This is a genomic window from Pseudoalteromonas sp. S1650 (assembly GCF_005887195.1).
GTDB lineage: Bacteria > Pseudomonadota > Gammaproteobacteria > Enterobacterales > Alteromonadaceae > Pseudoalteromonas > Pseudoalteromonas simplex.
On record NZ_PNDF01000059.1, the window covers coordinates 33,027 to 46,342 of the forward strand.

A 13,316-nucleotide genomic window follows, 5' to 3' on the forward strand; every position below is an offset into this window, starting at 1 on the left:
TTAAGGAAAACAACATGGATGCAAAAGGCATAAAGCAGCTTATCGACAAACTAAATGGCCATACTGCAACAGCACTTGAGTCAGCGGCAGGGTTTGCAAGCAGTCGTAGTCACTATGAAGTGTTACCTGAACATTTATTAATTAAGTTGATGGAAGAAGGTAGTAACGGCGATTTAGAGCATATTTTTCACTTTTTTAATATTAATCAAGACGCAGTGTGGCATGAGCTGCTCGACTTTTTAAACCGCCAACCTGCGGGTAACCAGAGTAAGCCGGTTTTTTCTCGTCGACTTTATGAGTGGCTTGAGCGAGCTTGGTTAAGTGCAAATGTACAGCACAAAAGTGACTGGATCACCGGCGCTGCGTTGATTGATGCCTTAACTGAGTTATTGCCATACAGCCCTGTACTGCAATTGCCTGCGTTACTTGAAAAAATTGACGCCCGTTTTATGGCTGAAAACCTCGATAAGCTTTGCCAAAACTCAAGTGAGCGATTAAATCCACAGGCAAAACAAAGTGCTCAGCATACTGCTGCTGATCAGCAAAGTGGTCAAGGTGGTGCCCTTGATGAGTATTGTGAAGACCTTACCGAGAAAGCGAAACAAGGCAAAATTGACCCAGTGCTTGGGCGCAATGACGAAATTCGCATGATGGTTGATGTGCTTTGCCGTCGTCGTAAAAACAATCCAATTTTAGTGGGTGAGCCAGGGGTAGGTAAAACTGCGGTAGTTGAAGGATTTGCTCAGCGTATTGTTGATGGTCAGGTTCCTGATGATCTTAAAGGTGTACGATTACTGGTGTTAGATATGGGCCTATTGCAAGCAGGTGCAGGGGTTAAAGGTGAATTTGAACGCCGTTTAAAAACAGTGATCGATGAAGTAAAAAACTCAACCACCCCTATCATCATGTTTATTGATGAAGCCCACACATTAATTGGTGCTGGTGGCGATGCTGGTATGAGTGATGCGGCTAACTTGCTCAAGCCTGCGCTTGCCCGAGGTGAGTTACGCACAGTCGCTGCAACCACTTGGAGTGAATACAAAAAATACTTTGAGCGAGATGCTGCACTTGAGCGCCGTTTTCAACTTATTAAAGTAGATGAGCCAACGGAGCAAGCAGCTCAGCTAATGTTAGCGGGTTTGAAAGATAAGTATCAACAACATCACAACATTCAAATAACTGATGATGCTATAGAAGCTGCAGTGGTCTTGTCGTCACGTTATATCACGGGTCGTCAACTACCAGATAAAGCCATTGATGTGCTAGATACCGCTGCGGCAAGAGTTCGAATGTCGTTTGCGACCGATCCTGCAGCCATTGAAGCTGAGCGTGAGCACATTAATTACCTTGAAACACGTATCCAAAGCATTGCAGCAGAAAGCGAGCAAGGTTTGGCGGTTGATATGGATAAATTGCTGCACCTACAACAAGAACTAAATGCAGCGCAGAGTAACTTAGCAACATTGACGAGTGCGCGTGAGTCACAAATTTCGACATTAGGCCAAATCAATGAGTTTAAGCAAGCTAATTCGCAAAATGAATTAGATAGCTCTGTGTTACTTAACTTACGACAAACACTAAAAGAGCAGAACACCCAAGATAATGGCCTTTACAGTGAAGTTGATGCCGATGCCGTCGCGCAAATTATTTCGCAGTGGACAGGCGTACCTGTTGGCGCGATGGTGAAAGACCAAATAAGCAATTTGATTACCCTTGAAAAAGCCATAAGCCAAGAAGTGATCGGTCAGCAGTCAGGCATTGCGAAAATTGCCCAAACATTGCGTGTAAGTAAGGCAGGTATAAGCAATGAGTATGGACCGCTTGGCGTGTTTTTATTAGCTGGCCCTTCTGGGGTGGGTAAAACCGAAACAGCACGATGTTTAGCTAAGCAACTATTTGGTGGTGAAAAGTTTTTAACCACCATAAACATGAGCGAGTATCAAGAAGCGCATACAGTATCGCAGCTTAAGGGTTCGCCACCGGGATACGTTGGCTACGGCGAAGGCGGGGTATTAACAGAGGCTGTTAGGCAGCGTCCGTACTCGGTAATTTTACTCGATGAAGTAGAAAAAGCGCATAAAGATGTACTAAACATGTTCTATCAAGTTTTTGAGCGTGGCAGTATGCGCGATGGCGAAGGTCGCGAAATCGATTTTAAAAATACCGTGATCATCATGACCTCAAACTTAGGATCTGCTGAGCTTATTGATGCTTGCACGCCACCTAATGTCATTGATTTAACTGAACCGACTGACGATGAACATGCCGACATTGAGAATCAAGACCAAATCAATGCAGCATTGAATAATGAACAAGCCCCTTTAAATGAAGACGGCAGCCCATGGCAAGTTCCTTCAATTACAGCACTAACAGAGCTAATTAAGCCGCAGTTACTACAATTTTTTGCCCCAGCACTGTTAGCGCGTATGCAAGTTATTCCTTATTTAGCGCTCGATAAAGAGGCACTGCAATCTATTGTCAGTTTAAAACTAGACGGTATTGCCAAGCGGTTAGCGAATAATCACAAAATGCAGCTACGTGTTGATGAAACCGTACTTAACAAACTGACCGAACAGTGCCAGTTATCAGACAGTGGTGCGCGCATGGTAAATGCGGTGATAGAGCAGCAAATATTGCCAGGCATTGCTAAATCAATTTTAGAGTTTATGGCAGAGGATGACATGCCAGATATTCTCACTCTAGCTGTTGATGAGAATGATGAAATTACCGCAACCTTTGCGGACCAAGCATAAAGGATTTGAACAATGGGATTCATGGATAGCCTTAATGAACTAAAAGCCAACACCAGTCATTTTAGTGTCAGCGTGCAAGGGTTACCGGATGGCATGGTTTCGGTGACCGATTTTGAATCAAGCAATGACAGCCTATGTGAAGACTTTGCTTTTTCTATTCAAGTGTTAAGTCAAGAGCACCTCAGTGCCGAGATGCTGTTAGGTAAAGATGCCAAGCTCAATTTAGTGTGGTCAATGAGCGACCGCACGATTTCTGGGATCATCAGTGCTTTTACTGCTCATGGGCAAAGCCATCAGGGTTATCACTATACGCTGACCATGAGTTCTTATTTAACCTTGTTGAAGCACCAACACTCTAACCGTGTTTTCACCATGATGGATCCAGCAGCCATAGTAAAAAGCGTATTTACTAAAGCTGGTTTTCCAATGCAAAAGTTTAGTATTCAAGCGTCGGGCCCAACCCTTGAAATGACGGTTCAATACAACGAAACAGACTATGAGTTTGTTACACGTTTGATGCGTAAGTATGGCTTTGTGTATGGTTTTGTAGAGCAAACAGGGGGTGATTGCACCTTCAAAGTATGTAATAGCAGTAAAGACTTTTCGTCCTTGTGTGATGATGTAAGCCTGAGCTATGTGCCGCCATCAGGGCAAGTTCGAAATAGCGAAACCATTTTTGCAATAAGCCGTAAAGCACAGTTGCATCCACAAAGTGTGTCGCTTAATGATTACAACTACAAAGCCCAAGGTAACTTAAATGTGTCGACCGCAAATAATACCAGTTACCCAGGGTTTGGTGATGATAGTCATTATGCAGATAACTTTCCTAATGCCAATATAGGTAATTCGCTGGCTAAAGTACGCCAACAAGCCTTTGATTGTCAGCGTGAACAATTAATTATTGATACTGATTGCCGTGCCTTAAGACCCGGTATGTTGTTGACAGTGTATGACCACCCTGATCATAAAGGACTGTATTTAATTACGCGTGTTGATCACAAAGGCAGTCAATCTGCAGCAGTAGAGTATGGATCGCAAGTTAAAGGGTTAACCTATAAAAACCAAGCCTATTTATTGCCTGCATCCGTTGAGTTTAGAGCAGAGCTGTCTCCTGCACGTCGTGTATTTGCAACATTTAATGCCACCATTGAGCAAGAGGTTGACGACGATGGCAATTACTTAGTGCGCTTACCGTTTAACCAAGACGGTGAAGGCCAAGAAAGCCGCCCAACGCGCTTACTACAGCAGTATGGTGGCAGTGGTCATGGTATGCATTTTCCGTTAACGACAGGCACCGAAGTGTTAGTAACCGGTGAAAATGGCGACCTAGATAGGCCGATTATTTTAGGCGCGCTTTATAATCAGAGCAGCCCTAACCCGGTTACCAGCCAAAATCCGACAGAGAATAAGCTTGTTACCCGTGCTGGGCATAGCTTGATCATGGATGACAAAAGCGGTGAAGAAAAAATTAGCCTTGCGAATAAAGAAAATAAAAACCAATTGTTGTTAGATGCCACCGAGAATGCCCATCAAGCAACACTCAAGTCAGTGGAAGGTGACGTCAAAATTTCAGCCAAAGAGAACCTTCAGTTTGTTGCTGAGAATGACGCCATTTTTACTTCTGCCAACGATTTTACTAATCGTGTAGAGAACACCCTACAAGTTCAAACACGTGAGGGTGATATTAAGGTAACAGCTGCGGCTGATTTAACATTAAAGTCTGATGCCGATACCCGTATCGAAGCGACTGATGGCAGTAGCGAACTGAAAGCAGCGCAAGAGCTTAACTTGCAAAGTGAGCAAGATTTTAGTGTCTACTCGGTCGATGGCAACCTTGAATTTCAAGCGCCAAATGGTGATTTGAACCTCTCAAGCGGAGCAAATATCACTATTAAAGGCGAAGGTCGAGGTTCGATCCAGCTCAGCCAAGGTGGTGCAAGTGTAGAGATTGATGCCGCGGGTAATTTAACTATCGATGCCACCAATATCACTCTATCGGCTAGAAACATTGCTATTAAAGGCAATGCAATAAGTAATAACTAATTTCAAGGACTGAAAATGACAGCCACAGTAACTCAGTTATTTGATCAGCAACAAAGCCTCGCAGAGGTCAGTGAAGTGTCACCTCAGGGTAAAGCTTTGAGCGTGGTTATTAATCACATTCGTTACGATGTTGCTTTACAAGCTGCCCATGTATCGTGTTGCAAAATAGGTAGCCAAGTTGTGGTGCTACACAGTGAGCAAGGTGTGATTGTAACGGCACTTTTAGCCGCACCTGAACAATCTCCGGCGGCTCACATTAGCAACGAAGCAGGGCATATTATTATTGCCGCAGAGCAAAGCGTTAGCTTGCAAACCGCCAAGGGCAGCATCGAAGTATTTGCCGATGGCACTATCGTGCTTGAAGGCGAAGATATTACTGCAAATAGCCAACAAGACCTTACTTTGGCAGGTTGGCCGATTAGGCTTAATTAATATGTTTGCAGCGGTTTCTAAGTTAAAACAGCATCAACAGCGTGTTACTACCTTAATGGCGCACCGTGAAAAGCTCCTTGCGTCAGGGGCGTATAGTCTTGCAAGGCAAAAAGTGTTAGAGCATCAAGTGCTTAATCATCTTTATGTGCTGGCATCGCTTAAGCAGCAGTCACCGTGCGACTACTTCAATGGGAACAGCTTTAATGACCTTGCTGAACTTAGTTGTGATGATTTTTGTGAGATCGCGTTAGCGAGCGACCAGCACGCCATTTTTGCCCTTTGTGCAACACGTTTAATGGCTGCACCAGAACAAGACAACAGTGATTATTTTTTAGCGCTTAAAAAGCAGCAAGCTCTGCCTGTTTATACTTTGTTATCGCAGCAACTTAGGTATTGGACTATCCCAGAACAAAAAGCACTCAGAGCCACAGTGCTAGAGGGTAAAGAGTCATTACCGCAGCAGCTTAAAACTATTTTGTTTTCGCAGCCTTTAAATGATGCCGAGTTACAACAAGCCCTCGCTCATGCTGATTTTACTTTGGTGTATGCCGCTTTAGTCAATTGCTATTGCCAAGGCGATAACAGCCTTAGTGATAAGTTGTTTAAAGTGTTTTCGAGTAGCAGTGAGCCTTCACAAAAAGCGCAGTTATTACAATTAGCGGGGCTGGTTGACGATAGTCGCTGGCATGAGCCTTGTGCTTTATTTTGTAAAGCGCACCCAGAATTTTGCCAAACCGTATTAAGCCACTTTGTGTATAAATCAGCACTGGTATTGGTGATAGAGCTTATGGGCGTTGCGCAAACACAGCAAGCAGCTTATCAGGCTTGGCTAACGTTAACAGATAGACCTCTTGCAAAGGCTGAAGCCTTAACACTGGTAAGTGCGCAAAATCAGCATCATGTGCAAGCCGGTATAAACTTGCATGATGCAGAGCAAGTTAGGCAAGCACTGGCTTTAAGCAAAGGAGAGTTTGTTTTAAAAGGCGTGAGTTTTACAAAAGCGCAGCCAGAGCAAGGCTTAGCAGAATTGGCAGGCGAGATTGTACAGCGAGTATTTGCCCCTCAGTTTGAATTAACACTGGCCTGTGGTCTTTATCATACTCAGCAAACAGCAGTTCAGTGGCAAAAGTTAATAGCAGGAGCACAACATGCTGCATAACTTTACTCCTTGGCAAGCAAGCGTGTTTGAAGGTTGGCAAGCAGATGGCACTGCGTCTCATGTTGTTTTGGTAAAACAAAGCTTTGAGTTTGATGAAAAAGGCAATACTAGCTTAATGGAACCGTGTGTTGAAATCGTCATGGCCGACGAATATAGCGGTGATCCGACTAGCGAGCCGCTGGTGGCAGTGAATGAACAAGTGGCATTTAAGCAAGGTTTCGAAGTGTATGGCAACTTTACTGCGTACCCGCCAAAGGGCAAAACTGCGCGTGTTATTGAGGTTGAGCTAGGTTTGGCAGCAAACGACACGCCAATAATTAAAAAGCGATTACGCCTTACTGGCGAACGTAAATGGCGCCGTTCACTGCTTGGCCCTGTCGCTACGGATCCTAGCCCAATTACGCCAACCGCTGTTTGCTATAGCCGTGCGTTTGGGGGCAAAGCACATCATGATCAAAGCGATTACAGCCTCGAAAACCCTATAGGTGTTGGCTTTAAACTGAAAAACAAGCACGCAGTAGGGCAGCCTTTACCTGCGATAGAGTATGCCAACGAGGTATTAAGAAAACCAAGTCATCAAGTAAGCGTTGCTGGCTTTTCGGCAATTCCGAGTCATTGGTCACCGCGTATAGAGTTAATGCCAGAGATTGACGAACAAGCGCTTATGGCTGGTAAATACCCGTTCAAAACGTCATTGGCTAGCAATTTTTATAATACAGCCCCGGCAGATCAACAAACAAAGCAAGTGTTTACAAAAGGCTGGGTGTTTTCGTTAAGCGGATTATATCCATTACAAGAATATGGTCAGCAACAAACTGTAGAGCTTCCTGTGCTTAAGCCAATAGTGCAAGTGGCTAATACGTTAACGAGGCATGATATCGACATGCACTGCGATACCTTAGTGATTGATTCGGACGCACAGTGCTTTTCGCTGTTATGGCGCGGGCATATCAACAGCGATAACGTAGCAAGTAGCAGCAATATAATCGTTGCTGAGCAAGGAGGTAAAGATGCAGTTTGATACTCTTTATCATGTTAATGCCGCGGGGTGCTATACCGAAAGCTTTTATACTTCAGTGGCAAACCAAATGTTATATTCAAAGCCAAGCAAAGCGCTGATCCGCTGCGATATTAGTTTAGATGCCCCTTATGTATTTGTAGAACTGACTGAGCTTGCTGGGTTTGATAGGCAAACTCGTTGCTTGCTAATTTTGTCTCATATTATTGAAAATATTGAGTTAAAAAAACTTTGTTGTTCATTTAGGGTCAATAAAGTTCAGTTTATATTACCGCACGCCAGTAATGGCGAGCCGCTGATTGATGATGACACATTAAGTGAATTATTGACTGACGCAATGCCTGAGCAAACACCTGCCTTTGAACAGGTAAGCGATTGGCAGCTCGAAGCAACCGACCTCGATACCCTCGTAGTTGCTGTTGATTCGTGTAATGGTTTTGAATACGTGTCTGAGCAAGCCAAACACCACACAGTACAAGTTGTAAATGGCCCTAGCGGCGTAATTAATGGCGAAGGTGGCTATGCATTGTTGGTACACAGACACGGTTGTTTAAAAGCCACGACTTTTGATGAGTCAATGCCTACTCAGCTTAAAAGCGCAAACATACAGGTTAGTGACTCCTTTATTTTTGCTGGCATGCAGTCGTATGAATGGCAAAAACAGTGGTTTAGTTATACCCAAAAGCACTATAAAAATGATGACGAACTAATAGAGTTTGCCGAACTAAATACCGTACTAGGTTATCAAGGTGTGGCAAACCAATCTGCGGCATTTGCATTAGCTGGAAGCTATTTGCATAACCCGCTGATGGCTGACACTGAACACGTTTTTGTGGTGTTCAATCAGCCAAATGAACAGCTATTTAAGATTTCAAGGAGTGAAAGCGAATGTCATATATAAATGCCATGGCTGGCAAAGAATCAGGCAGCGTACAATACGACATAGACGCACTCACTGCTGACGTACGAAGCGGCGGCAGTGTTACATGGCGCCATAATAACCCGACATTACTTGGTCTAACCAATAGTGCACGAAGCAACGGTGCACTTGGCAAAGCTAATGGTATTGCCATTTTTTCGGACCGCTCTGAAGGCGAATCTGCTTTTTTAGATGAAATTGCCAGACCCAAGTACCGAGAGCATACACTTGGTGAAATGGTTAATCGATTTATTCCAGATTACATTATTCCGCCACCACAATGGGATAACGAGAAAAACCAGCCAATTCTGCCGTGGAACGAACCCCAGACTAATATGGACGTTAACAAACCAATCGATAACCCCAGTGCCTTTTTAGATTTAGTGTCGAATCATTTAGGTTGGCAAGCAGGTACAGAGCAGCAATTAGTTAAAGATACAGAATCAGAGGCACCGCAAACCGCTACAGTCTCAGGGCAAAATGTGCTTATTAATGGCCGTACCGCTGTGCATCAAGATAGCGGTGGTAAGCTAACAACAATCGATGTGTGCTTAACCACAATTGGCACCAGCGTTGTGCCTATTCCCTACGGCAATAAAGCCCAATCAAGTGATGTTACCTCTGTCGCCAGTTCAGTCAAAGTGAATGGTCAAGGTGCTGCGAATGTAAAAAGTTACTTTTCTCAAAGCTCGGGTGACTCTCCAGGTGATAAAAAAGGTATCGCTAGCGGAACGAACGACGGTAAAGCCGAATTTATCATGGGGTCATTTAACGTAATGATTGAAGGCAAACCTGCGGCTCGCCAAGGCGACCCGATGATATCAAATAATAAAAATACCCCACCCATGCCACTTATGCAGTCTGGCGGCCCTGCACCAAGGGGGCTTAGAGTGCAAGTTAGGGATAGTTTGCAAGCTGAAAATGCAGGGAAAAAGATCATAGTTAAATTATCTGGAGCAGAAAAGCTAGACGAAGATGGGGTAAATATCCAATGAGTGATTTAAGTGTCGCAGACAAAATCAATATAAAAAATGCCCACAGAGAACTTGTTTTTGAACGCCAATCAGATGGTACGAAAAATGTATCACTGATGGTTAAAGATGAGTCAGTTGATAGAAGTCAAAAAGGTTTTTACAAAATTCCTTTGTATAAAGTGGATGCAAAAGAAGAAAATGACAATACAGCTGATATTGAACTGGTTCATATATTTCCCATCAGATATGCACACCCTGCTGATGAAATAGATAATCATAAAACGAATCTTAGAGATGGTTACTTATACATTTTTGTTGATGGTCATTTATGGCGTGAACTCAAGGTTACAACTGAGCAAAACGTGACACGTTTTAATGATGTTAATCTTGCATGGCAAAAAGGCGTCATGACGTGGAAGCAAAATAAAGGTTACAGAGATGCAACGGGCGAAGAACTCAAAACAGTTATTGTGCCTTATAAACTAAATGGGCAAACCTGTGAGGTTCAAGTAGCTTATTCAGAAGTGCAATGGTCTTGGAAGCAAATAGAGCTTTTTGGCGGCCTCAACCCTGAAGATCCAAGGTTAAATTATGGTGAGCCAGTTAAACCCGGTGATAATAATAGCGATGCGCAAATATTACGAGGTGATAGGCTTTTCACGTTAGATAAACTCGGTGACTTTGAACAAGGCTATAATAGCGCCAAACTACCTAAGCATGTTGTGCTTGATGTTGTTAATCAAGCGGGTGTGTATTGTCCAGTTATTCCTGACCAGATAGGCAAAGTACGCCAAGCCGCAGCGGATATTACATTAACGCGTTCAGTTATTAGTTCACTACCAATAGAGCAAGTCGCAAATGGACAAATGGTGTCGAGTGTAGCTGAACTCACAAAAGAACAAAGGGGGCAGCTTGAATTAGCATCGTTTGTTCAACAAACCTTTTTTGCTTTTCCACAGTCTGTTTCAGATAAGTTAGCAACCTATGGTGAAGACAGTGTTTCTGAACAAGAGCAAGATATTGCTGCTGATTATAAAAAATGGGTAGATAACAAATTTGATAAAACTGCTTTCAGAAAATTTTTAGCTACAGCAAAAGTGTTCGAGTTAGGCGAATATATCAATGAATTAAGAGCCAATGTAAAAGATATTATAGAGGACGAAGATAGCGCCTCTAGTTTTTATCAATGTACCAGAGATTATGCATATCACACGGGCAATCGAAGGCTCGATATGTATCAACTAATGTGCGATGTATTAGCCCCACTTAAAGATTTAACGGCAGACTTGCTTCGTTCAAGTGTAGTGTATGAAAAAGACGCACAAAAGCTTAAACAAATAGACAGTAATGACTTAGGCCAGCATATCATTTTAAAAGTGTTAGGTACTCACCCTGAAGACACTAGTAATCGTGAAAACTTATTGAAATTACACAAGTTACTTTTTCCTGACGAAAAGTGCAGTAACCCAGGCTTAACCGATTACTTAAATTTTAGAGACCCTGACGACCCTAAAAATATCGATTTTGATATGGATGAGTTTTACGCCCTTGAGAGCAACGACGATGGGCTAGATGGCTATATTGAAGGTGATTTAACGCAAGTATTTAGGCGAAGCAGTCAAGCTGTGTGGGGCTTTTTTAATATTATTATGGAAGTCCCCTCTGCTACATATTCAATGTCTCAAGGTAGCGGAACAATTAAAGATGTGTTTACTGCTCGCATGCAAAAACAATCAAGCTTACAGCGAGAAAGCAATAAAATTCAGCAGCAAATAGCAAACTTAAAAGAACAAATAAAAAATAAACAAAATGAAATTGAAAGCTCCGAAAAATCACGCAATGAGCTAATTCAAGAAGCGCGTAATCAAGGGATTGATGGCGATGACATCACAGAGCAATTAAACAGGCAACTGAAACAAAAAAATAAAGAATTAGAACATTATAAAACATTGCTAAAACAAGCCAAAACAAAAAGTAGTGTAACCCGTGCGCATTTATCAACCCTGAAAAGTGTTGGGCTCGACATGCTTAATAGTGAGGCCCGTATTAAGTCAGTTGCGATGTCGTACAACCCGTATCAAAAAATAATGCATTTAGCGCATATGATCTCTGACGACTTGCTTGTTGAGATAGATATTGATGTAAACGACTATTATCAGGGCAACTTGCCCGATTCAGTCGTGCCGCTTAATTTTGACAGCCGTGCAAAGCGAGCTGAACAACGCATTTTAGAGTTTAATAAAATAACCGAAGGCATAGATGAAGCATTAAGTCAGGGCAGTTACCCTGGTAATGGTGGAACGCGACCAGTCGTTAAACTTAAAGTTAACGATAAAGTAACTATACCCGCTCGGTTAGACCTTATTACAAGTTTAGATGGCTCTTTAAATGAACTTGAGGCAATGGTCACGAAGCAATATTACCAAGCAGACAGCGCCAGAGAAAAAGTAATAAAAAAAATGGTGGTGTTAGATAAAAATAAGCTAGCTGCATTACAAAAGGTTAAGAAGAAACTGGCAGATGGCTTAAATGCTATTGAAAAAGAAAAGCTTAAAACTGATTGGGATTTAGCCGGTTATAAAGATCATAATAAGTCTCTCAAAAAATACGCACAAACAGCATTTGGTAAGCAGCAACAGGGTAAAGTGGGTTCAGCCAGTATTGGTGTATTGCCGTTTGTTTCTGGGTTAGAGGCCATTAACTTTTATACCGTAATAACGGGTGATGGCGTGAGTGCCATGGATAAAGCATCGGCTACTTTAGATTTACTTGATGTGATGGTGAATATTGGTAAAGACCTTGTTGAACGCCGTTATGGTATGCCAAGTTCTGAACAATTGAAACTTTTCTCCAAAAACAAAGTGCCTGCAAGTGAGTTTACTAAAAAAATACTCAGAGGAAGAGTCAGTGTAATTACCGCGAAAGTAATATTGTTTTACGCCGCCAATGCTGCGACATTGCTTGCAGGCGCGATTAGTACCTATGTGGCTGTAAGAGATGCTGTTAATGAATATAACAAGGGTAATGTAGGTCTTGCCACGGCTAATTCCATTATGGCTTTAGGCTTTTTAAGTATGACCGCAGCATCGGGCATTGCTATTGTCACTAAAGGTGCATCTGCCTTAATTGCCGTTTTTGGTATAGCAGGCTTAGTGATCATTCTTATTGCAGCAGGGCTGATTTATTATTTTAGTGAATCAGAGGTTGAAGCTTGGTTGCATGCATGCCCGTGGGGTAAGGCAGCTTTTATTAATGATGGCTCAACAAGTGTGCGAGCAGAGCAATGGCGAAATCGCCCTGATTTAGCGCTTCTTGATGTATACAACGTACTTTACAAGCCTTATGCAAAAGTGATTGCAAATGAACACGCAAAAACAGTCTCAATGGGCTTAACTGCTCCCTTAGCTGCAGTTAAAGAAGGTGTTGATACAAAAATTAGTTGGCGAATGCTTCCACCTGATAAGGGCATGCTAAATTATTACGCTGCATCATTACTAACTGATTATGACGCTAGACTAGCAAGATACAGCAAGAATAAACACTTTACTGAAATCCCATTAGATTCGGTTATTTTCCTTAAAAGTATGTGGGCGTTGCAGCCTGCTCGAACGGGTTGGCAGGCCGAAATAAATAATCATATTTTGTTGACAGAGCTTGGATTAAAACCTGGCGATCAAATCGAACTTAAGATAGAGGCGACAGTGTACCCAGAAGGTAAAGGTCAACCAACAATTCAGGGCTTTAATAGTATTTACGGTTTACCAATCGAATATTACAAGGTAGGTGAAAAGCCAGGGTTTTTATCTTGGGGTGATGATCGTAAGTTTACCCACCGCATAGGCAAAGAAACTAGCAAAGCCATTATTCATTTATAAAAGCTAAATTATAAAAATCTAAGCTTTAATAAATTTAAATATAAAAACAAGACAGAATAAGTGCAGCAAATAAAGGAGTAACAATGAGTAGTGATGATAAAAGCTCAGCAAAATCAAGCAATCTGGATGATTTAATTGATAAC

General features: G+C 42.4%; 8 protein-coding genes. All 8 read left to right on the forward strand.

The genetic code is table 11. The features are described from left to right. The first annotated feature begins 14 nt into the window (after nt 1–14). Genes tssH through CWB80_RS16705 form a run of 8 tightly spaced genes read left to right on the forward strand, consistent with a single transcriptional unit; the run spans nt 15 to nt 13,173 of the window. Nucleotides 15–2,753: a type VI secretion system ATPase TssH gene (tssH, locus tag CWB80_RS16670; protein WP_138599205.1), complete on the forward strand. Its 2,739-nt coding sequence runs from the start codon at nt 15–17 to the stop codon at nt 2,751–2,753. A 21-nt stretch (nt 2,754–2,774) separates the two neighbouring features. Further along, on the forward strand, nt 2,775–4,796 hold the full coding sequence (locus CWB80_RS16675; protein WP_171041551.1) for a type VI secretion system tip protein TssI/VgrG: 2,022 nt from the start codon (nt 2,775–2,777) through the stop codon (nt 4,794–4,796). A 15-nt stretch (nt 4,797–4,811) separates the two neighbouring features. Then, complete coding sequence (locus tag CWB80_RS16680) at nt 4,812–5,228, forward strand: hypothetical protein (RefSeq protein WP_055197332.1); 417 nt, start codon at nt 4,812–4,814, stop codon at nt 5,226–5,228. Then, nucleotides 5,155–6,387 carry a hypothetical protein gene (locus CWB80_RS16685; RefSeq protein WP_249362621.1) on the forward strand — a complete coding sequence of 411 codons (1,233 nt, stop codon included), beginning with the start codon at nt 5,155–5,157 and terminating at the stop codon, nt 6,385–6,387. The genes CWB80_RS16680 and CWB80_RS16685 overlap by 74 nt, the downstream gene beginning before the upstream one ends. Next, nucleotides 6,377–7,408 (forward strand): DUF2169 family type VI secretion system accessory protein, encoded by a 1,032-nt coding sequence (locus tag CWB80_RS16690; protein ID WP_138599207.1) that lies wholly within the window; start codon nt 6,377–6,379, stop codon nt 7,406–7,408. Before CWB80_RS16685 ends, CWB80_RS16690 begins: the two co-directional genes overlap by 11 nt. Then, a complete protein-coding gene (locus CWB80_RS16695; protein ID WP_138599208.1) occupies nt 7,398–8,306 on the forward strand; it encodes a hypothetical protein in 909 nt (302 codons plus the stop codon). The genes CWB80_RS16690 and CWB80_RS16695 overlap by 11 nt, the downstream gene beginning before the upstream one ends. Next, nucleotides 8,294–9,319, forward strand: coding sequence for a DUF4150 domain-containing protein (locus CWB80_RS16700; protein WP_054554057.1), 1,026 nt, complete (start codon nt 8,294–8,296; stop codon nt 9,317–9,319). The genes CWB80_RS16695 and CWB80_RS16700 overlap by 13 nt, the downstream gene beginning before the upstream one ends. Next, the gene (locus tag CWB80_RS16705) at nt 9,316–13,173 is read left to right on the forward strand and encodes a toxin VasX (protein ID WP_138599209.1); all 3,858 of its coding nucleotides are present in this window, start codon (nt 9,316–9,318) and stop codon (nt 13,171–13,173) included. Before CWB80_RS16700 ends, CWB80_RS16705 begins: the two co-directional genes overlap by 4 nt. Nucleotides 13,174–13,316 lie beyond the last annotated feature (143 nt).